General features: G+C 64.0%; 21 protein-coding genes. 8 read left to right on the top strand and 13 right to left on the bottom strand.

The genetic code is table 11. From position 1 onward, the window contains the following. The first annotated feature begins 13 nt into the window (after positions 1–13). The gene (locus J0M27_RS19005) at positions 14–970 is read left to right on the top strand and encodes a hypothetical protein (protein WP_294995521.1); all 957 of its coding nucleotides are present in this window, start codon (positions 14–16) and stop codon (positions 968–970) included. A 39-nt stretch (positions 971–1,009) separates the two neighbouring features. Continuing rightward, positions 1,010–1,693, top strand: coding sequence for a haloacid dehalogenase type II (locus tag J0M27_RS19000; protein WP_294995519.1), 684 nt, complete (start codon positions 1,010–1,012; stop codon positions 1,691–1,693). 95 nt (positions 1,694–1,788) lie between these two features. Here J0M27_RS19000 and J0M27_RS18995 read toward each other — a convergent pair whose 3' ends face one another. The 12 genes from J0M27_RS18995 to J0M27_RS18945 all read right to left on the bottom strand — a co-directional run bounded on the left by J0M27_RS18995 (position 1,789) and on the right by J0M27_RS18945 (position 12,992). After that, a complete protein-coding gene (locus J0M27_RS18995) occupies positions 1,789–3,120 on the bottom strand; it encodes a sigma-54 dependent transcriptional regulator (protein WP_294995516.1) in 1,332 nt (443 codons plus the stop codon). Next, positions 3,117–4,985, bottom strand: coding sequence for a HAMP domain-containing sensor histidine kinase (locus tag J0M27_RS18990; protein WP_294995514.1), 1,869 nt, complete (start codon positions 4,983–4,985; stop codon positions 3,117–3,119). The genes J0M27_RS18995 and J0M27_RS18990 overlap by 4 nt, the downstream gene beginning before the upstream one ends. An 82-nt stretch (positions 4,986–5,067) precedes the next feature. Continuing rightward, on the bottom strand, positions 5,068–5,814 hold the full coding sequence (locus J0M27_RS18985) for a molecular chaperone TorD family protein (protein WP_294995511.1): 747 nt from the start codon (positions 5,812–5,814) through the stop codon (positions 5,068–5,070). A 112-nt stretch (positions 5,815–5,926) separates the two neighbouring features. After that, positions 5,927–6,589, bottom strand: coding sequence for a 4Fe-4S dicluster domain-containing protein (locus J0M27_RS18980; RefSeq protein ID WP_294995508.1), 663 nt, complete (start codon positions 6,587–6,589; stop codon positions 5,927–5,929). Positions 6,590–6,591: 2 nt separating this feature from the next. Next, entirely contained in the window at positions 6,592–9,168 is a 2,577-nt protein-coding gene (locus J0M27_RS18975) for a molybdopterin-dependent oxidoreductase (protein WP_294995505.1), read from the bottom strand. Between the two features lie 2 nt (positions 9,169–9,170). Then, entirely contained in the window at positions 9,171–10,040 is an 870-nt protein-coding gene (locus J0M27_RS18970) for a hypothetical protein (RefSeq protein ID WP_294995502.1), read from the bottom strand. A 247-nt stretch (positions 10,041–10,287) separates the two neighbouring features. Next, entirely contained in the window at positions 10,288–10,644 is a 357-nt protein-coding gene (locus J0M27_RS18965) for a hypothetical protein (protein WP_294995499.1), read from the bottom strand. 103 nt (positions 10,645–10,747) lie between these two features. Continuing rightward, the gene (locus J0M27_RS18960; RefSeq protein ID WP_294995496.1) at positions 10,748–11,281 is read right to left on the bottom strand and encodes a hypothetical protein; all 534 of its coding nucleotides are present in this window, start codon (positions 11,279–11,281) and stop codon (positions 10,748–10,750) included. 288 nt (positions 11,282–11,569) lie between these two features. Beyond that, positions 11,570–11,875 (bottom strand): hypothetical protein, encoded by a 306-nt coding sequence (locus J0M27_RS18955; RefSeq protein ID WP_294995493.1) that lies wholly within the window; start codon positions 11,873–11,875, stop codon positions 11,570–11,572. 127 nt (positions 11,876–12,002) lie between these two features. Then, positions 12,003–12,233: a cysteine-rich CWC family protein gene (locus J0M27_RS21425; RefSeq protein WP_365963162.1), complete on the bottom strand. Its 231-nt coding sequence runs from the start codon at positions 12,231–12,233 to the stop codon at positions 12,003–12,005. Then, on the bottom strand, positions 12,230–12,412 hold the full coding sequence (locus J0M27_RS18950; RefSeq protein WP_294995490.1) for a zf-HC2 domain-containing protein: 183 nt from the start codon (positions 12,410–12,412) through the stop codon (positions 12,230–12,232). The genes J0M27_RS21425 and J0M27_RS18950 overlap by 4 nt, the downstream gene beginning before the upstream one ends. Position 12,413: 1 nt before the next feature. Next, positions 12,414–12,992, bottom strand: a complete 579-nt coding sequence (locus tag J0M27_RS18945) for a sigma-70 family RNA polymerase sigma factor (RefSeq protein WP_294995487.1) — start codon at positions 12,990–12,992, stop codon at positions 12,414–12,416. A gap of 172 nt (positions 12,993–13,164) precedes the next feature. On the opposite strand from J0M27_RS18945, the gene msrB reads away from it, so the two are divergent. The 6 genes from msrB (at position 13,165) to J0M27_RS18915 (ending at position 19,632) form a co-directional block, all read left to right on the top strand. After that, positions 13,165–13,662, top strand: coding sequence for a peptide-methionine (R)-S-oxide reductase MsrB (gene msrB, locus J0M27_RS18940; protein WP_294995484.1), 498 nt, complete (start codon positions 13,165–13,167; stop codon positions 13,660–13,662). After that, positions 13,659–14,276, top strand: a complete 618-nt coding sequence (gene msrA / locus J0M27_RS18935; RefSeq protein WP_365963159.1) for a peptide-methionine (S)-S-oxide reductase MsrA — start codon at positions 13,659–13,661, stop codon at positions 14,274–14,276. The genes msrB and msrA overlap by 4 nt, the downstream gene beginning before the upstream one ends. Positions 14,277–14,417: 141 nt before the next feature. Next, a complete protein-coding gene (locus J0M27_RS18930; protein WP_294995481.1) occupies positions 14,418–15,113 on the top strand; it encodes a TIGR04283 family arsenosugar biosynthesis glycosyltransferase in 696 nt (231 codons plus the stop codon). Continuing rightward, entirely contained in the window at positions 15,088–15,759 is a 672-nt protein-coding gene (locus J0M27_RS18925; RefSeq protein WP_294995478.1) for a TIGR04282 family arsenosugar biosynthesis glycosyltransferase, read from the top strand. The genes J0M27_RS18930 and J0M27_RS18925 overlap by 26 nt, the downstream gene beginning before the upstream one ends. A 93-nt stretch (positions 15,760–15,852) precedes the next feature. Next, positions 15,853–16,575, top strand: a complete 723-nt coding sequence (locus J0M27_RS18920) for a hypothetical protein (protein WP_294995474.1) — start codon at positions 15,853–15,855, stop codon at positions 16,573–16,575. Between the two features lie 69 nt (positions 16,576–16,644). Further along, a complete protein-coding gene (locus tag J0M27_RS18915) occupies positions 16,645–19,632 on the top strand; it encodes an EAL domain-containing protein (protein WP_294995471.1) in 2,988 nt (995 codons plus the stop codon). An 88-nt stretch (positions 19,633–19,720) separates the two neighbouring features. Here the strand turns inward: J0M27_RS18915 and J0M27_RS18910 are convergent, their stop codons facing one another. Beyond that, positions 19,721–19,864 (bottom strand): heme-binding protein, encoded by a 144-nt coding sequence (locus J0M27_RS18910; protein WP_294995468.1) that lies wholly within the window; start codon positions 19,862–19,864, stop codon positions 19,721–19,723. Between the last annotated feature and the right edge of the window lie 122 nt (positions 19,865–19,986).

The raw sequence follows: 19,986 nt of genomic DNA, 5'->3' as shown, positions 1-19,986 counted from the left end.
CTGCGCATCGCCGATGCCGATCCCGGTCGATTCCGCCGCGCGCCCCGGCAGGACCTGCCCGCTCCGCTATCGCTACGGCGCCGCCGCCATCGCGACGCTGCCGGAGCAGTCCGCAAGCACGCTGTACGTGATCGGCGGGCTCTACGGCAACCTGCCGGCGTTGGACGCCATCGAAGACATGGCGCGCGCCGAGCCGGGCCCGGTCACACTGTGCTTCAACGGTGACTTCAACTGGTTCAACGTCGATGACGCGGGCTTTCGCGCCATCAACGAGCGCGTGTTGTGCCACAGCTTCATCGCCGGCAACGTCGAGGCGGAACTCGGCGCGCACGGCGGTGACACGGGATGCGGCTGCGCCTATCCGGACTCAGTCGATGATGCCGTGGTGGAACGCTCCAATCTAATCCACGCCAGGCTGCAAGCCGCCGCGGCGCGACACCCCGACATCCTTGCGCGCTTCGAAAAGTCGGCGCTGGCGGCACGGTGGCGCGTCGGCGACCTGCGCATCGGCGTCGTCCATGGCGATGCCGATTCGCTCGCCGGCTGGCGTTTCGACGCGGCACGCCTCGACGATCCCGCCGAACGCGACTGGCAGGCGGCCGCATTCGCCGCCGCCGAGGTTGACCTGTTTGCCAGCAGCCATACCTGCCTGCCCGCCTTGCGCCGCTTCAAGCATCGCGGGCCGCGACTGGTAGCCAACAACGGCGCCGCCGGCATGCCCAACTTCCGCGGCGAACGCCGCGGTCTGCTGACCCGCATTAGCGTCCACGCCTCGCCCCATGAACCGATAGACGGGCAACGAATGCATGGCATCCATGTCGACGCGCTGGCGATTTGCTACGACCACGCCGCGTGGCTCGCAAGCTTCCTCGCCAACTGGCCAGAAGGTTCTCCGGCCTGGCTGTCCTACTTCCGGCGCATAGTCGATGGCCCCGATTACGCCCGGAGCGATGCGTTCGCGCCGGGCTGACCCCATACTTCCAGTCATCGCTCACCGCGGGGAACTTTCATGCCCACTCAACTGCACAACATCGACGCTTGCGTTTTCGACGCCTACGGCACCCTGTTCGACTTCAACAGCGCGGCCAGCGCCGCCCGCGACGAACTGGGTGAGGACTGGCAGCGCCTGTCCGACCTGTGGCGCCTGAAGCAGCTGCAATACACCTGGCTACGCGGCCTGGCCGGACACCATGCCGAGTTCTGGCAGGTCACCGGCGATGCGCTGGATTTTGCCCTTGCCACCCTGCACATCGAGCGCCCCGGCCTGCGTGACAGGCTGATGGATCTGTATCTGCAACTCGCTGCCTACCCCGAAGTGCCTGCCATGCTGCGCGCACTGAAGGATCGCGGCATGAAGCTCGCCATCCTGTCGAACGGCAGCCCGCCGATGCTCGCGGCCGTGGTCCGCAACTCGGGGTTGGCGGACGTGTTCGACGCCGTGCTGTCGGTGGAGGAAGTCGGCGTGTTCAAACCGCATCCCTCGGTCTATGCCCTGGCCTCGCAGCGCCTGGGCACCGTGCCGGCACGCATCTGCTTCCTCTCATCGAACGGATGGGATGCGCATTCGGCCAAGGCCTTCGGTTTCCGCGTGCTCTGGTGCAACCGCTTCGGTCAGGCGCCAGAACGGATACCGGCAACCCCGGATGGCGAGATCGAGGATCTGTCGGTGCTGCCGGAGATGGTCTGTCGATAGCGGGTTGGCGGCTCGCTGGCGCGCACGCTTCGCCAAGTTTCGGATACGGGCGCCCGGCTGCGGCGAACTTGTGAAATGCGAAAGCGGCGGCCCGCTCAGCTATCGCGATACTTTTCGATCAGCCGATACACGTGGCGCTCGCTGATTCCCAACACGGTGGCCGTCTTCTGCCGGTTGCCGGCGTACCTCGCCATGACCTGCTTCAGGTAGTCGCGCTCGATCTGCTCGAGGGTAGGCTCCTGGCCGAAGCGAAGCACGGTTTCCCCGCCGTGCGCACGCGGGATGAAAGCGAGGTGCTCGGCGCGGACCTGTGTTCCGGGTCGGGCCAGGATGATCGCGCGCTCCATGGCGTTGCGCAGTTCGCGCACATTGCCGGGCCAGTCATGGGCCTGAAGCAGTTTCAGGCCGTCGGGCGCCAGGGTCATGGGTACGGTGCGCGTCAGCAAGCTGAGGAAATGTCGCGCCAGGGGTTCGATGTCCTCGCGCCGCGAGCGCAGTGCCGGCACCGCGATGACGAACCGCGACAGGCGGAAATAGAGATCGCTGCGAAAGCTGCCGCTGCGGCCCATGGCCTCTATGTCGCGATTGGTGGCAGCGACAAAACGCGCATCGGCGGTCAGTGTCTTGTTGCCGCCGAGGCGGCGGAAGGTGCTGGTCTCCATCACGCGCAGCAGCTTGGCCTGGATCGCGGCTCCGATGTCGCCGATCTCGTCGAGAAACAGCGTGCTGCCGGCGGCCTCCTCGATCAGGCCTTTCTTCTGCCGATCGGCGCCGGTGAAAGCGCCTCGCTCGTGCCCGAACAACTCCGACTCGAACAGGTTTTCCTGCAGGCCGCTGCCGTCGATCGCGACCAGTTCGCGGTGACAACGCGGACTGCGGTCGTGTATTGCCTGCGCCACCAGTTCCTTGCCCGCGCCGGATTCGCCGAGGATCAGCACCGTTGTATCGGTCGGCCCGACCGCATCAACCATTGCCTGAACTTCGCGCATGGCGGAACTGTCGAAAATCATGGGTCCCGGGCGGCGTGCCGCCAACTGGTTGCGGTAGAACTGGTTCGACTCCCTCAGCTCCGCAGTTTCCAGCACGTGGCGCACGGTCATTTCCAGTTCGTCGACATTCACCGGTTTGGTCAGAAAGTCAGCCGCGCCTTCGCGGATTGCATTGACCGCATTGGGAATCGATCCATAGCCGGTAAGCACGATCACCGGATACTGGTTGCGGATTTCAGCGAGGATCCTGGTCGCATCGCTGTCGGGCAGCTTGAAATCGAGAATGATGGCATCGGGTTCGATTTCACGAAGTTTCTGCTGGGCCTCGGCCCAGGTACCGGCGCCGACGCTGGAAAAACCCATCGACTCGATCTGGCGCCGCAGAAGGCTGTTGAAGACGACGTCGTCATCGATGATGAGCAGGGTCTTCTTCTTCACTCGCCGTTCTCCCATGCGTTTTCGGCCAGCGGCAGGCGAATCAGGAAACGCGTGCCGCCACCGGGTGCGCTTTCGACCCGGATTTCACCCCCCATGCGATCGACGAAGTTCCTGACGATGGTCAGGCCCAGGCCCGTCCCGGCGACTCCGTCGGCGCGCCGACTGAAGAAGGGATCGAAAATCCTGGCGACGTGTTCCGGGTCGATGCCGATTCCGGTGTCGGCAATCTCTATCAGGGCCTGCCCATCGAAGTCGCTGACCCGGGCTGTCAACGTGCCGCCCTCCGGCATCGCGTGATGGGCGTTCTGCACCAGGTTGAGGAAAATCATGCGGATCTCGGCTTCGTCGGCCAGCACTCGCAGTTGCCCCTCGGGCAATTCGATCCGCTGCCGAATTTCCCTGCTCTGGGCGTCGAACTCGAGCAGCCGCAGGGTGTCCGACAAGGCTTCGCCGAGCACGACCAGCTGCAGGCTGGCGCTGGGCGGACGCGCCAGCAGCAGCAGGCGGCGCGTCACGGCGATGCAATTGTCGATCTCCTGGTCGATGAGGCCCATGTACTCGGCGATCTGTTCTGGCGTAATGCGCGTTTCGCGGATCTCGCGTGCGAGGCCCTGAACGCCGAGTCGAACCGAGCCTAGCGGATTGTGAATCTCGTGGGCGATGCCGGCCGCGAGCAAACCGAGCTCCGACAGCCTTTGTTCATGGGACAGCTGCACCGCCTGGCCGAGATCGCGCACCGACTCGACGATGTAGCGCTCTCGGTGGCCCTGTCGATCGATCTCGACCAGCACGGCGTTGATTTCGGCCGGGAACTGGCCACCGCCAACGCGCTGGTGGCGGTGACTGGCCTTGAGCGTCGCTCCGACTTCCTGTAACTCGACCAGCGGGCAGATCACCATGGTCGCGACACAAGGCTCGGCACGGGCATGGCTGCTGCTATGGCAGGAATGATCGAGAATCCCTTCGAGCGGCCGCCCGGTCTGCTGGCAGAAGGCGCGATTCGCCAGCACGACCTTCTTGTCGGCGACGCGGATGACGCGCACGCCATCGGGCAGTCCGTCAAGGATTTCCTGCAGCCAGGCTTCGTGTGCCTGCATCAGAGTCATCTGGGTTTCGAGGTGCCCCGCCATGCGATTGAAGCTGTCGGCGGTACGACCGATCTCGTCGTCGCGCGTAACCACGGCGCGCACCGACAGGTCGCCGGTGGCCAGGGAACGAGCGGCGGCATCCAGATCGGCCAGCGGTCGAATCACGTGGCGGCGCAATGCCAGCCACAGGGTGGCCAGTGTGAGGCCGAGCACGGCGCTGCCGGCGAGCAAAAACAGGGCGGCGCTGCGCCGGGCACTGTCGCGTATCGGTGCGGCGTCGTAGTCGATCACCAGGACACCATTTACGGGGTTGGCAGCGATGGTGCCGTGACACGGCATGCACGGGGCGCGATTCGGCACGGGATTGATGGACCGCAGCACCTCACCGCCGCTTTCCAGGTTCTCGAAGCGGCTCAGCGGCTTGCCGGCCGTGGTGGCCTGCGCCACATCGGCCATCTGGCGCCCCAGCTTGGCCGCGTCCGAGGCAAAGCGCACCTCTCCGGATGGCGCCAGGATCACGACATCGCGTATCCCGGGCAGCGCACCGAGCTTGCCGACGATGTCAACCAGACCTTCGACATCGCGCTTGAGCATGGCGTTTTCCCAAGTCACCTGGAGCATGCGGTTCAGGTGCAGCGAGGCCTCGGCGCGTTCATTTTCGAGTTGCTGGCGGTAGAGGCCGAGAAAGACCACACCCAGCAGCAGCGAAGCTCCGCCGGCGGCCAGCAGGACGCCGCGCAACAGGTGGTGGCTCAAATGGGCAACGCGAGTGACCATGAAGCGAGGATACTGCAGACAAACGCTCTTTGCCCTGTTGCGACGGAATCGCCGCCGCTACCGGTTGTCACCGGTGCCAGCCTTACCAGCTCGGGCCGGCGGCCCCGGGCATGAAGGCAACAGGTACCGCCACCGGTTCGGCCTCGCGTTGCGAGCCGAGGCTGGCCGCGATTTCCTCCCTGCTTGGCCGGTGCTCGGCGAGGTGGCCGGCAATCAGGTCGCGCACCTGCTGCAGCCAGGAGTCGGTCAACAAGGCCAGCGCGGCGAAGAACATCGTGTCGCAGCGGTCGGCCACGCGCCGGGCGAAGTCGGGCAGCCAGCGCAGCAGGTGGAAATCGAGAAACCGGCCGAGCGCACGCCAGTCGTCGGAGGTGGCGGCCGCATCGAGGCGCCGGGCGAGGAACTGCAGCTGGAACACCAGGTGATCGTCCGGGCGCTTGCGCCAATCGGGAACGGCCAGGCTGTTCTCGGCATATAGCTTGCGCAAGTCGAACATCGCGTCCTGGCAGACTAGGTGATCATCGGACAGCCAGTAGGATTCGCTGGGCGAAGCGCCGAACGCACCGGTCAGGTACACCGCGGCGAAATCCGCCGCCAGCTCGTCGAGCAGTGCGGCATCCGGGCTGTCCGGCAGGAAGGCCAGAGCCGTCCGCATCATCTCGAAACTGCCCAGGCTGGCCGGGCCCGCCGGCAGCAGGCCGAGGTTGGCCGGAAAGCCCGCCTCCTTCAGCCCGGCAAGCACCGACGGCGTCAACTCCGTGTCGTGCAGCAGCGCGAGCGTGGCGGCATCTTCGGCGAGCGCCGCGGCCACCTCTGCGTTCAAGGTCATTGGCGTACCCACCCCCCGACCCTCTCCCCAGGGGATGGGGTGACAATGGTTCGCCGCTTTCCGGCTCCTTGTGATGACTGGCGCCTCTTCGGGCGGCCGTGCGAGACGCTCATCAGACCTTGCCCTTGCTGTGCGGCACGAAGGCAATCGAGGGACGGGTCAGCTCCGGATCGGCGAAGTTCTTGACCTGGCGCACCGGCTTGTCGTTGGGACCGATCGCGGTGGTCTTGTGGCTGCCGTCCCAGAGCCCCTGGATCGGACCGATGTCGAGCACCCGCATCATGCAGGCCATGACGCAGTAGGGCTTGCGCCCGGCTTCGATCTCGTCGACGCACATGTTGCACTTCTGGACGATCTGTTCCTTCGGATTCCACTGCGGCGCGCCGTAGGGACAGGCCGCCTCGCAGCGGCGGCAGCCGATGCACAGCGTCGAATCGATGTCCACGATACCGTCCGCCTCGCGCTTCCAGATCGCCCCGGTGGGACAGGTCGGCAGGCAGGCAGGCTCGGCGCAGTGATTGCAGCTCATGTTCACCTTGTAGGCGAACACGTCCGGGTACTGGCCGCCTTCGACGTACATCACGCGGCGGAAGCGCGGCCCCGGCGGCAATCCGTTCTTGTCCTTGCAGGCGATCTCGCAGGCGCGGCAGCCAATGCAATCGACGTTGTGGTGGATGAAGCCGAGTTGCTTCGCCGGCTTCACCGGCTCGTAGGTCTGCGCGACTTTCCTTTGCAACGCAACCTTGACTTCCTTCATGTCGAGTTTCTTGGTCATGATCAGGAATCCCGGCGGAAGATGTAGGAACGCGAGGTCGCCACACTGTCCCAGCCGGGCCTGTGCTCAAGCGTCGACTTGCGGATGTTGGCCAGTATCGTGTTGTAGGCGAAGGCGCCGGCCGGACTGGGCTCGTCCTTGGTCAGGAAATCCGGATTGCCCGAGCGGTCGACACCCTTCTTGTCGAGGTCCATCCAGGAGCCCTCGAACAGCACCGCCACACCTGGCATGCAGCGTTCGGTGACGTAGGCGGGCACGACGACCGTGCCACGATCGTTCCACACCTCGACGATGTCGCCGGTGACGATCCCGAGCTTCTTCGCGTCGGCGGCGTTGAGCGTGACTTCCTGCTGGTAGGTCTCGCGCAGCCAGGGAATGTTGTGGAAGATCGAGTGGGTGCGCCAGCGCGGATGCGGCGTGATCAGGTGGAAGGGATGGTCCTTCACCTTCGCCACATCCCCCAGCCATTCGAAGGGTTCGATCCACTTCGGGATGGCCGGGATCGGGTAGCCGTATTGGGTCTTGGTCCAATCCTTGACCTGCGCCAGCGTGGTCGAGAATATTTCGATCTTGCCCGAGGGCGTCTCGAAGGGAACTCCCTCTTCGATCTGGTCGCGGAAGGCGACCAGGGGCTTGTCAAAGGTGAATTTATAGACGCCGCGACGCTTGAATTCCTCCCAGCCCATCTTGACGCCCTGGTGATCCTGTACCTTCTTCCACCACGCGACAAGATACGCCTCGTCCACCGCATCCGGGTTGTCGAAGTAGTTGCGCTCTGCGCGCGGGTTATAGCGCTTGCCCAGGCCCTTGAGCGAGGGATCGAGGGCCTCCAGCCGCCAGGCCAGCTCGGTATAGACCTGCAGGTCGGTCTTCGACTCGCCCATCGGCTCGATCACCTTTGGCCGGTGGATGTAGTAGTGGCCCTTGTACCAGGGCAGCGCGACGTCGTGGCGTTCGAAGTGGGTGGCGATCGGCAGCAGCACGTCGGCCCAGAGGCCGGACGGCGTGATGGTCGAGTCGGAACAGACCACCAACTCCAGCTTCTTGATCGCCTCGATTTCCTTGTTGATGTTGGTGAGCTGGTTGAACCAGTCCGAACCGTGCCAGAAGATGCCCTTGATGTTGGGAATCTTGCCGTCGAGCTCGTCGTCGCGTGGCCAGCAGCCGATCTCCTCGCGCTTGACGTTCGGATAGTTCAGCACGCAATGCGCCCAGCGGTCGGACTTGATCGAGGCCCACCAGAGATTGGCGTTCTCGTCGTAGGGATAGGCCACGGACTCGGCATGCCAGCCCTTGCCGACACCCTCGGCGCAGCCGCCGAGGATGCCGATGTTGCCGGTCATCGCCTGCACGGCCGCCGCCATGCGGTTGTACTGCTCGCCGTAGGCATTGCGCCCGGGAGACCAGGAAGCCTTGAGCGCCGCAGGCTTGGTGCGCGCGTACATGTCGGCCAGCTTCCTGATGTCGGCCGCCGGCACGCCGCAAATCTTCTCGGCCCACTCGGGCGTCTTCGGCGTCTTGTCGTTGGTGCCGAGGATGTAATCCTTGAAGCTTTCCTGCCCCTTCGCCCAGTCCGGCATGGTGCCGGCATCCATCCCCTGGACGAACTTGTCGATGAACTTCTGGTCCTGGAGGTTGTTGGCGAAAATGTAGTGCGCCATGCCGGCCAGCATCGCCGCATCGGTATTGGGCCGGATCGGGATCCACCAGGCATCGTAGGCGGCGGCCGAATCGGTATATTGCGGATCGACGACGACGAACTTGCAGCCCTTCTGCTTGGCCAGGCGCAAGTAGTAGAAGGTGTTGCCGCCGTGGAAGGTGTAGGCCGGATTCCAGCCCCACATGATCATCAGCTTGGTGTCGGCAAAGGCATCGTCTTCATTGCCGTCCTCGATGGTGCCGAAGGTCATGCGCGAACTGAAGGTGGTGCCCTGGTAGCTGGGCACCGACCAGGAATTGGTGCGGCAGCCGAACAGGCCGAGAAAGCGCGCCAGCAGACCCTCGATCTGGTCCGACTTGTGCAGCACGCCGTAGGAGGTGCCAGCGTAGGCCTGGTCGAGGATCGCGGTCGGACCATACTTGCCCTTCAGCTCGATCATCTTTTTCGCGACATGGTCCAGCGCCTCGTCCCAGGAGACGCGCTTGAACTTGCCCGAACCGCGCTCGCCGACGCGCATCATGGGATAGAGCAGGCGCTCCGGCGAATACAGGCGCGAGCGGTAGGAGCGGCCGCGCAGGCAGGCCCGCAACTGTGGTTCGGCGACAGTGTCCTTGCCGAAGGCGCCGTTTTCCTGGTAGCGGCCGTCGTCGGTCGACAGGCGGACGATGACGTCGCCCTTCTTGTGCGCCACCAGCATGTGACGCGAACCGCAATTGTGATCGCACGAGGTAACGACAGTGGTCAACTGGTCGTCCGTGTAATGGGGCTCATAGGCGAAGGCCTGCGCCTCCTTGTCCTGCATCGTCAGTTCGATCAGGCCGCCGGCACCGGCCAGCGCGGCGCCGGCCGCGGTGGTCTTGAGAAAACTGCGGCGTGCCGGGTTGAGGATGTCGTGAATGGCGAAGGGTATCGGTTTCATGATCAATGGGCTCCCGCGGTCGGGGCCGCCGATGACGTGAGGAAGCGCATTTCGGAATGGCGCGGCCGCAGGCGCGCCCATTCGGGCGTCACCTCGGGCATGCCGGGCCAGGAATTGCGCGCATAGGGGTAGGCAGTGCGGTACCAGGCGCGACCGCCGTGGCAGCCGTAGCAGACGTCGCCGCCGGTCTTGTTGGCGGTGCCGGCCTTGGCCGCCGCCTCGATGGCGTCGGCCTTGAGGTAGCTGACCTGGTGCCGGTTGGTGCGAAAAGCGCCGTGACACGCAAGGCAGTCATTCTGGAAGGTGTCCTTGACCTCGGACCAGGGGCCGGGCAGACCCATGATTTCCTTCGCCGGAAACTGGCCGTGGCACTTGAGGCAGGTTGTTTCCGGATTGACCTGCTTGCGCAGGGTGAAGCCGCGATCGGCCTGGGGCGCCGAGGTCGCCGAGGCGCCTTGCGCCTCCTCGCGCGGGTCATGGCCCTGGTGGCAGGTGTTGCAGCGCAGGTCCATCAAGGCCTGTGCCATCGGCGTCGTCAGGTGCCGTCGATGGAAGCTGTCCTGCTCTCCGCTGTAGGTACTGGTGCGCTGGTACCAGGCAATGCTGTCGGCAGCGCGAACACCGGCCGGCGATGCGACGCGCGGCTTGTCTTCCAGCACTTCCTTGTGGCAGGCCAGGCACTGCGCGTCGGTCGCGGTGTCGATGGCCGGCTTGAAATGCAGGGGGCTGTAGCTCGCCCGCAGCAGCTTCCCGTCGAGATCCATGACACTTTCGCGGTCGGCAGCCTGTTGGGCATCCCTGCCCGCCCCGACGCCCCACGCCGAGGCAAGGATCACCAGGGCGACCAGAATCCACTTGATCGAATTTTCCATGCTTTAACGCGAAACTGCCGAATAGGTTGCTTTTGATATCGAGCGCAGCGAGCCATTTAGCCCCCCCCCGCGAGGGAGCGGGGCGGGAATTCGCGACGCATGCGTCGCGCCGCCGCAGCCGGCTGGCTGTGTAAAGTCAGCCGTGGGCCGCTTAGCGGGAAGGGGGGCGGGCCGAATATGCTCGCCCAAGGTCCGACAACGGCGCGCGCGTTTCATTATTTGCGGGTGGATGTCGACGTCATGCGCTTCAGCGGACCTGCTTTACCGTCGTCTGGGTGGCTCCGCCGAACCACCGGCGCAGATCGTAGTATCCCGGCCATCCCGGATGATTGAAGGGGGTGTACCAGGCCCCCTGATCATCAAGGAATCGGAGGCTAGCAGGGATCGGTGCGCTGACTCCGGTCAAGGCCCGGGAGCGCCAGGCAGGATCGGGAGTGAAGTCCTTGATTGCCGGCGCGCCTTCCGGCCGCTGATGGGGTGCCAGACCCGCGACAAAGCCCGCCCCCGGCGCGTCCGCAGCGTGTGACGTCTGGGACACGGTGGCCACTACCAACACAAAGGTTGCGGTAAGCAGCACCGCCGCATCATCAATACTGCGATTCATCGAGAGTCTTTCGCAAAAAAACGCGGACGAAGGGGAGGAGAGTCACCTTCGCCCGCGAAACAGCTACCTGTCTTACCTGTTGGACTTTGGGGTCTGCTGTTACTTACTTCTTGCCTTCCATTCCGGACATACCCTTCTGGCCCGACATTCCGCTCATGCCTTTCTGGCCTTCCATGCCAGACATGCCGGACATACCCTTCTGGCCCGACATTCCGCTCATGCCTTTCTGGCCTTCCATGCCGGACATGCCGGACATGCCCTTCTGGCCCGACATTCCGCTCATGCCCTTCTGGCCTTCCATGCCGGACATACCCGACATGCCCTTCTGGCCCGACATTCCGCTCATGCCTTTCTGGCCTTCCATGCCGGACATGCCGGACATGCCTTCCTGCTTGGCCTTCTTCTTCTTGCCTTCCATGCCGGACATGCCTTCCATGCCGGACATCCCCTTCTGGCCCGACATACCGCTCATGCCCTTCTGGCCTTCCATGCCAGACATGCCGGACATACCCTTCTGACCCGACATGCCGGACATGCCCTTCTGACCTTCCATGCCGCTCATTCCTTTCTGGTCAGCGGCTACAGCAACGCCCGCAATACCAATAGACAGGGCGGAAGCGACGATTATGGCTTTCATGCTCATTGATGATTTCCCCTTCGAAGAGTTGTATGCAATTGCCCTGAATTGCCGGGCTGGATCTCGAGTGAACTACCTAGGTATTTGCTCACCCTTGTTTGTACCTGCATTTTCCGTTCCAGGTTTCCAACTTACGCCTAAGAGTATGAGTTATTAGAAAAAACAGCAAGAACAGGCGTCGCGGCTGCGGACGCCAACATGACAATTTGGCATCAGGAAATCCAAGCGATTTCATAACGAGTTGTTATTGAAACTGTTTTTAGCATGCCAAAATGTCAGCATTGCCGCCTACGGGACGAAGCGGCGTGCCGCAGATTCCTGAATCAATAGTGCCCGTTGGCAGCATCCCACATCTCCCGAGTGAAGCGCATCACGCAATTGCGCCCGCCGCTTATGGCCTGGCACAGGGCAGTGCCGGCGAATTTGACGACTTGCCAGTCCCGGGCCGAACTGGACGATCACTGTCAGACCGCGCGTCACCTGCACCCGATGCACGCCCGGCACACCTGTCAAGCAGCCGAGGAACTGCTGGCGCTTGATGATGGCGCCGTTGCTCATGCTTTCGCTGAGGCCAACCTTGATGGTTTTGGCCACGGAGCGCGCGTAAGGTTTCGCGGCGAAAGGCGAAAATTGCGAAAACCGAGGGCCGCCGGGACGGTCGGCACCACCACCAAGACCGCAGGAACGACGGCGGAAACCAACAGGAGTTTATCGATCGGCTTTACGACTGCGCCGCCTGCCCGCTCGCCAGGGCCAAGCCCAGCCGTTCACGCAGGCAGGCAGGACAAAGGCAGTTGGCGGCGAATTCACCGGACTGTGCCGGCAAGCCGGACAACGGCGGCAGGGCCGCGCACCAGCATTCAGCGTCGCCAACGTCCATGCCGCAGCGAAACTTGACCCCGCACTGCGGGCACGTTCCGTTGGTCGCGGCATTCGCGATCGGCGCACTCACTGCATGCCCCCACTTCCAAATCGGCGACAGGCCTCGCGCAGTACGTTCATCTGACGCCGGTAATTGTTGCACCCGGCGCACATCAGGACGTGCAGGCGCAACGCCATCCTTTCGGCCATGCCGAGGTGGCGATCCTGTTCCTGTGACATCAGTGCCGTGGCTTCCCTGCAACTCAGCATCTCACGCTCCCGCGCCGGCGAACCAGCGTGTTTCGAGGCAGGTGCGCAGGCCCATCCTGGCCCGGTGCAGCACTACCCAGCAATTGGACGAACTGATACCCGTTTCCTTGCAAATTTCTCCGGTATCGAGGCCGAGGAACTCGCGCATCATGAAAACCCGCGCCGTTTTCGGCGGCAGGTGGTTCAGGCAGGCTTCGAACACTATCCAGAACTGTTGCTGTTCGAAGGACGCTTCAGGATCGGCCCAGCGCATCGGCCGAGCACTTGGCTGCCAGTGCCCGCGTGCCTCGAACAGCGATTCATCGAGCAAGGCATCGCCTTCGTCATCGTCGGCCAACGAACTTGCGGGTAGCTCCCGGCTCTGGGTGCGAATGATGTCAACGATCTTGTTGCGCAGGATGGAGATCAGCCAGGTCTTGTAAGACGACCGGCTTTCAAAGCCCTGGCTCGCTGTCAGGGCGGCGAGCATGGTTTCCTGCACGGCATCTTCGGCGGCGCCGGCATCGCGCAACTGCAGGCGCGCGAAGCGCAGCAGGTCGGGGCGCAGGGCATTCAGCTCGCTTTGGCGATCCAGTTCCATGGTTTCGGGGTTTGATTCGGACGGAACGCATTTTCGCCGATGATGACTAATATGCGCAATGTCGGAGCACCTGTAAGGACTTCGCCCGCCGGCACGACCCACGCACAAGAACCAAGCAACTGACCCCGAGCTTGCATTCCGGTTCGCGCCACCGCAACAACAGGAGAACACGATGAACAGACGTCACTGGATTGCCCGTATGTACGGCCTGCTAGCCGTCACCGCGCTGCCGACCGGCGCGGCCGCCGCCCGCGCCTTTCCGCTGTCGAAGCCGAAACAGGAATGGAAGAAGCTGCTCGCCGCAGACGCCTACCGCGTCCTTTTCGAGGATGGCACCGAGCACGCCGGCAGCAGTGCACTGAATGCCGAAAAGCGTCCCGGGACCTATATTTGCGCCGCCTGCAGCCTGCCGCTGTTCGACGCCGCGCACAAGTACGAAAGCGGCACCGGCTGGCCCAGCTTCTGGCAACCGCTGGCCGGCGCCTTGGGCACGGCGACCGATTTCAAGTTGATTTATCCGCGCACCGAGTACCACTGCTCGCGCTGCGGGGGACACCAGGGCCACGTTTTCAACGACGGCCCGCAACCCACCGGCAAACGCTATTGCAACAATGGCGTAGCCCTCGCCTTCGTCGCCAGGGGGGCGCCGCTGCCGGCGCTGCGGACATGAGATGCCTGCTCAGCCGGATTTTCCACCTGGCCCTGCTCTTGTCAGTTACGGCCTGCGCGGAACCGATGCCGGGGCGAAGCGGGGCGGGGTCAGGCACGGCCACCGCGATCTTTGCCGGAGGCTGTTTCTGGTGCATGGAACAGGATTTTGAGAAGCTGCCCGGCGTGATCGAGGCGGAGTCGGGCTACACCGGCGGCAGCAAGGCGTTTCCGACCTACTACGAGGTTGCTACCGGCGACACTGGCCATACGGAAGCCGTGCGCGTGATCTACGATCCGCAAAAGGTCAGCTACCGGCAGTTGGTGGATTACTTCTGGCGCCACATCGATCCGACGGTCAAGGACCGCCAGTTCTGCGACAAGGGCACCGCGTACCGCAGCGGCATATACTGGCAAAACGAAAGCGAGCGCGCCATCGCTGAGGGCAGCCGCGACGAACTGCTGCGCAGCGGCCGCTTCGCCCGCATCGAAACCGAGATTGCGCCGGCCTGGAAATTCTGGGCGGCCGAGGACTACCATCAGGACTACTACAAGAAAAACCCGATCCGTTACAGCTACTATCGCTTCGCCTGTGGTCGCGACGCACGGGTCGAACACCTCTGGGGTGGCAAGTAAGCCGACCGGCGGGCGTGGCGCGCGTCGAACACCCGCATCGCTTCGGAGCAAGAGTCGGCGCCGGCACCACGGCAATTCCGCACTACGACGAATGATTCTCGCCTCAGTGGAAGCAAGCTGTTGGAACTGGCAGCCAGCCCCATGACCACGGACCTGTCGATCGTCATTCCGGTACTCGACGAAGCGCCACAGATCGCCGTCCGCCTGGCAGCTTTGCAAGGATTGCGGACGAGGGGAGTCGAACTCGTCGTCGCCGACGGCGGCAGCGAAGACGGAACCGTGACCGCAATCGACGCGCTGGTGGATCGCGTGATCGTCGCACCCCGCGGTCGTGCGGCACAGATGAATGCCGGAGCCGCCGCCAGCCAGGGCCGGATCCTGTTGTTCCTCCATGCCGACACGCGCCTGCCGGATTCGGCGCTTGCCGACATCCTGGCTGCGCTAGGCAGCGGCAGCGACTGGGGCCGCTTCGATGTCCGAATCGACGGCAGGCATGCGTTCTTGCGCGTGGTCGAATATTTGATGAACTTGCGTTCCCGCTTCACCGGCATCGCCACGGGCGACCAGGCGATCTTCGTCCGGCGCGAGGTGTTCGAACGGATAGGCGGCTATCCCGAGTTGCCCCTGATGGAAGACATTGCCCTGTCCGCAGCGCTGCTGCGCCAATCGGCGCCTGCCTGCCTGCGCGAAACCGTGCTGACATCCGGTCGGCGCTGGGAAAGGCACGGCCTGCTGCGCACGATCCTGCTCATGTGGTGGCTGCGCGCCGCCTTTTTTTTCGGCGCCGATCCCCGGCGACTGGCGCAGCGCTATGGGTATCGCCCTCGTGTCGACTGAGGCCATCGCAGCCGGCGAGGCATCCGGCGAACCGATCGGGATCGCCGTCATGGCCAAGGCGCCGGTTGCCGGATATGCCAAGACGCGACTGATTCCGGCACTGGGTGCCGGCGGAGCGGCGCGCCTGCATCGGCAATTGACGTTGCGCACCCTGGCCACCGCATGTGCCGCCGACCTCGGTCCGGTCACGCTTTGGTGCGCCCCCGACACACGCCACCGGTTTTTTTGTGCGGCGCAGAACAAATTCGCGGTCGAACTTCGCGCCCAGTCCGGCAACGACCTTGGCACCCGCATGGCCCGAATCTTCGACACTCGTGGCGCCGCTCCGCTACTGCTGGTCGGCACCGATTGCCCGGCCCTGGATTCGGCGCACCTGCACGCCGCCGCGCGCACCTTGCGCGAAGGCAACGACGCTGCGTTCGTGACCACGGAAGATGGTGGCTATTTCCTGATCGGCCTGCGCAAACCCGTACCCGAGCTCTTCGTCGACATCGACTGGAGCACGGACCACGTGATGGTGCAGACGCGGCAACGCCTGGCCGCGCTGGGACTGTGCTGGCAGGAAGTCGCCATGCTCTGGGATGTCGATCGGCCGGAAGACATATCACGTTGGCAATTGCTGCAAGGCAATCAATCCGATGTCTGACATTGGCAATCTGTCGTTAAATTCCATCAAGTCCGTCACTTGAAACGTTTTTCCTCTTGTCAGGATGCCTATAAGCGTGCATATTGCGGACCCATGCACACCGAGACCAGAGACCAGCGCGACACCATTGAGCATCTGCCTTTCGTAATACGCTGTGTACGTGATGAGTTGGAACTGGAGAAAGCGGTGGCGATTCGGCAAAGCGCCTATGGGCGCCATCTGCCCGAACTCGCGGCTCGATTCTCCCGACCGGAACCCAGTGACCTCGATGGCAGCAGCCGGGTCATGGTGGCACTTGCCAAGCTTGATGGCGCTCCGCTTGGCAGCATGCGCTTCCGTACCAACCAGTCGCGCCCGCTCGACCTCGAACAGTCGGTCGAACTCCCCGGAGCGCTGCGCCAACGCGTGCTGACCGAGGCCACCCGCCTTGCTGTAAGCCAGGCCGCGGTGGGCCGCATGGTCAAAGCGATGCTGATGAAAACCATGTTTTTGCAATGCGAATCCAGCGGTGTCGACTGCATCGTCGCTGCCGCGCGCAACCCGATGGACCGCTTCTACAGCTGGTTGTTGTTCGAAGATGTTTTCCCCGGCGGCGAATTCGTGCCGATGGCACACGCTGGAATGATCCCGCATCGGACGATGTCCTGCGATGTGGTGGCGACCAAACGTCGCTGGCTCGAAGTGGGCCATCCCTGGTATTCGCTGTTTTTCGAGGTCCGGCATCCGGACATCGAACTGGCCCCCGCTGCCACGCTTGGCAAGGAAATGGGCCAGAACCGCGACAAGGAATCGCGTCTGTCCATGGCCGAACGCTGAAACGGCGAATCCGGAACTTCCTGCATGCTTGCCACGCGCCGCAACAGGTCACCGGCGGAACGCGGCTAGATGCGACCACGTACCCGCCGCATACTGCTGCTCGCTTCCCGTGAATTGCTGCGCGGCTTCCTGCGCCGCAACAGCAGGTGGCTGGCGAGCCTGTCGTTCGCCGGTATTCCGGCGGTACTCGCCTGCGCGATGCTGCTCGCGCTTTTTGCATGGGAGTCGGACACGCAGGTCAAGACACCGCCGGACCTGCCCTTCGCGGCACTCGCCTTCGTTCCCGATGACGGCCAGATAGAACCGGCTGCCGCCCGCGATGCCCTGCGCAGCGCGGGCCAGGTCAGCTATTTCGACACCCGCTTGTCGGAGGCCCCGGTCTGGTTCGCCTTCACGCCACCCAAGCTGGCGCCGGATTCGGCCGGGCCGCCGCTGGTCTATTTTCCATCGCGCCACGCCAGGACGCTTTCATGCTGGCGCGGCCCGTCGCTAACGCCGTTCGGTACGGCGAACCGCGCCGGCACCACGGGCGCCTTGACCCTCACCAATTCCGGCTTCGCTACCAAGGGCGTCGACCTCTCGGGTACTCCCGTGCTTTGCCGCGCCACCTTTGTCGGTCCCGCGCACCTGACGGTCACCGCCTGGACCGCGGCTGACTTCAACCAGTCGATTCGCGCCTTCGCCAACGACATGGGCCTGCTCGAGGGCGGCCTGACGGTACTCGCGGTATTCATGCTGCTGGTCGCCCTGGTCAACCGCGAACCGGTCTATGTCGTCTTTGCCGCCTGGCTCGTCGTCAGTACGCGAGTCGGTGCCATCTCGGCCGGTTGGGACACGCTCTGGCTTGGCCATCAGGTGCCCGCGGGCTGGCTCGACGGAATGCGCAAACTGGTCCTCGCCGCAAACTTCCCGCTGACGGCCTTTCTCTTCCTGCGACTGTTCAAGGCCGACCTGGCGCACATTGCCCGGCGGCCGCTGGTGAATATCCTCGAACTGATCTATCTGCCGATGTTCGCCGCCGCGGTACTGCTGCCCTACCGCAATTTCATCCCGATGTTGTGGCTTGGCTCCTTCGTCGGCTACGGCATCATCGTCTATTTCCTCGCCCGCATCCTGCTGACCTCGCGCGCGCGCATCGCCCTCTGGTTCGCCGCCTCGCTGGTGGTCACCGCGATCGCCGGCTTCGCCGAGGTGATCAAGGCAATGCTTGGGCTGCCGGGACCGATACCCTATGTCAATAGCGTCACGGCAGCGCTCAGTTCAGGCCTGCTGGTGGCGATGGCGCTGGCCGAACAGATGCGCATCGAACGCTCGGGTCGCCAGGGCGCCGAGATTGCCCTGCAGAAAACCTACGATCAGGTACCGGTAGCGTTCTTTACAGCCGATGCCAGCGGCCGCATCCTGCGCGGCAACCCGGCCTTGGGGCGCCTGCTCGGCCGCCAGGCGCTGGAGGGAAAGTCGCGCTGGCAGGATTTCTTCGAGCGCGGTGCCTGGGAATCGCTGCGCGATCTTCTGGCCGGCAACTCGCGCGCGCAATTGCGTTTCCAGTCGACCGACCACGGCGCCTGGTACGAGGCGCGCGCCTCGATCGGTGACGGCCTGATCGAGGGCTCGATCGAGGACATCACGGAGGCCGTCACCGCCAACCGCAAACTGATGTATCTCGCCGACCATGACCAGCTCACGGGCACGCTCTCGCGCCGCGCGATCGAGCAGGCACTGCGCGGCGCGATCAACTCGGCCGGAACCGTGACCCCTTGTGCCCTGGCGTACATGGACCTGGATCGATTCAAAACGGTCAACGACCTGTTCGGACACACCGCCGGCGACGAAGTGCTGCGCCAACTCTGCGCCAAGTTGGTTAAATCGCTGGGCAACGAACACCTCCTCGGACGCATCGGCGGCGACGAATTCCTCATCCTGCTGCGCGGCATGTCCCTCGCGGGCGCGACCGACAGGTGCCACGAACTGGTCAACGTGGTCAACGGCGACATTTTCCGGGTACAGGACCTGGCCTTCCGCCTCGGCGTCTCGTTTGGCGTGGTCGAGGTCACCCAGGGCATCGAGGTGGTCGACCTGATCTCGGCGGCCGATCGCGCCTGCCGCGAAGCCAAGCGGGTGTCCGCCTCGGGTCACGTGGTGGCGTTCGGACCGGACGCGCCGGCCTTCCACGAGCATGAAGAAGAGCGGGTACTGGTTGCGCGCCTGACCCCGGAACAGGCGCCCGAATTCCTTACCATCGCCATGCAACCCATCATGGCGGTGCACGACCCGTTTGGCAGCCTCGATTTCGAAGTCCTGCTGCGCGCCCGCGCACCGGATGGCAGTTTCATGCCGGCCGGCCGCGTCATCGCCGTCGCCGAGGCCCACGGCCGCGTCGGCGTGATCGACCGCTGGGTGCTGTCGACCGTGCTGGAATGGCTGGAAGCCAATATCGGACAACTGGCCAGCACCCGATTTGTCACGGTCAACTTTTCCGGCGCATCGATCAACGACGAGCAGTTCATGGCCGATGCCTATGCCATGCTGCGTGCCCATCCTCGCGCCGCCAGCCGCCTCTGCGCGGAGATCACCGAAGGCGTCGCGCTGCGCGATTTCAACCAGACGCGGCGCGTGATCGACCGCCTGCGCGAATTCGACGTCAAGCTGGCACTGGACGACTTCGGCGCCGGCTATACCTCCTTCATGTACCTTTCCGACCTGCAGGCCGACGTGATCAAGATCGACGGCGCGATCGTCGAATCGGCGGCGCGACATCCGTCGCGCCTGTCGATCGTGCAAGCGATCAGCGACCTGTCGCGCAACCTGGGCATGCGATCGATCGCGGAATGGGTCGAAGACGCCGCCACCTTGCGCGCCATGGCCGAAGTCGGCATCGACTACATCCAGGGCTTCGGCATCGCCCGGCCGATGCCGCCCGCGGAAATCCTTTTGGCGCCGCATGCGGCGCACTGGGTCACCGATACGGTGATGAAGAAGGCGCTGGCGGACATCCAGGCCAACCGGGTGGTGATCGACGACGGCGACACCTTCGGCACCGGCAAGAACCTCCACTGAATTCGCGCGGGCGCCCGGCGGCCTGGTAACGCGCACCAACGAAAAAGCGGAGCTAGCGAGCTCCGCTTTCTTGTTGCGGCCGCGACCGCTACTTCAGCGCATCCGCGCCGGCCTGGGCAATCTGCGCGTCCTGCTGCGAGGTGACGCCGGACACGCCGATGGCACCGACGATCTTGCCGTCGACCGCGATCGGAACGCCGCCTTCTATTGATATTTCCGTAAAACATGACAACTTTTGATCATCTGAAACGTTGTATCTCCAATGGTGATATTGGAGAATGTTGTCATGGCACAAAAGCGGTTAAGCGACGCAACAAAGAAGCGATTGAAGGCAGGCCGGATGCTGCTCGCGGG

The organism is Sulfuritalea sp. (assembly GCF_017302275.1).
In the GTDB taxonomy this organism is placed as follows: Bacteria; Pseudomonadota; Gammaproteobacteria; order Burkholderiales; family Rhodocyclaceae; genus Sulfuritalea.
This window is presented reverse-complemented; position numbering and strand designations above follow the sequence as displayed.

Bases quoted from the DNA above. Each gene is read 5' to 3' on its own strand.
- J0M27_RS19005 (WP_294995521.1), top strand. From the start codon at position 14: ATGCCGATCCCGGTCGATTCCGCCGCGCGCCCCGGCAGGACCTGCCCG.
- J0M27_RS19000 (WP_294995519.1), top strand. From the start codon at position 1,010: ATGCCCACTCAACTGCACAACATCGACGCTTGCGTTTTCGACGCCTAC.
- J0M27_RS18990 (WP_294995514.1), bottom strand. From the start codon at position 4,985: ATGGTCACTCGCGTTGCCCATTTGAGCCACCACCTGTTGCGCGGCGTC.
- J0M27_RS18985 (WP_294995511.1), bottom strand. From the start codon at position 5,814: ATGACCTTGAACGCAGAGGTGGCCGCGGCGCTCGCCGAAGATGCCGCC.
- J0M27_RS18980 (WP_294995508.1), bottom strand. From the start codon at position 6,589: ATGACCAAGAAACTCGACATGAAGGAAGTCAAGGTTGCGTTGCAAAGG.
- J0M27_RS18975 (WP_294995505.1), bottom strand. From the start codon at position 9,168: ATGAAACCGATACCCTTCGCCATTCACGACATCCTCAACCCGGCACGC.
- J0M27_RS18970 (WP_294995502.1), bottom strand. From the start codon at position 10,040: ATGGAAAATTCGATCAAGTGGATTCTGGTCGCCCTGGTGATCCTTGCC.
- J0M27_RS18965 (WP_294995499.1), bottom strand. From the start codon at position 10,644: ATGAATCGCAGTATTGATGATGCGGCGGTGCTGCTTACCGCAACCTTT.
- J0M27_RS18960 (WP_294995496.1), bottom strand. From the start codon at position 11,281: ATGAAAGCCATAATCGTCGCTTCCGCCCTGTCTATTGGTATTGCGGGC.
- J0M27_RS18950 (WP_294995490.1), bottom strand. From the start codon at position 12,412: ATGCTGAGTTGCAGGGAAGCCACGGCACTGATGTCACAGGAACAGGAT.
- J0M27_RS18945 (WP_294995487.1), bottom strand. From the start codon at position 12,992: ATGGAACTGGATCGCCAAAGCGAGCTGAATGCCCTGCGCCCCGACCTG.
- msrB (WP_294995484.1), top strand. From the start codon at position 13,165: ATGAACAGACGTCACTGGATTGCCCGTATGTACGGCCTGCTAGCCGTC.
- msrA (WP_365963159.1), top strand. From the start codon at position 13,659: ATGAGATGCCTGCTCAGCCGGATTTTCCACCTGGCCCTGCTCTTGTCA.
- J0M27_RS18930 (WP_294995481.1), top strand. From the start codon at position 14,418: ATGACCACGGACCTGTCGATCGTCATTCCGGTACTCGACGAAGCGCCA.
- J0M27_RS18925 (WP_294995478.1), top strand. From the start codon at position 15,088: ATGGGTATCGCCCTCGTGTCGACTGAGGCCATCGCAGCCGGCGAGGCA.
- J0M27_RS18920 (WP_294995474.1), top strand. From the start codon at position 15,853: ATGCACACCGAGACCAGAGACCAGCGCGACACCATTGAGCATCTGCCT.
- J0M27_RS18915 (WP_294995471.1), top strand. From the start codon at position 16,645: ATGCGACCACGTACCCGCCGCATACTGCTGCTCGCTTCCCGTGAATTG.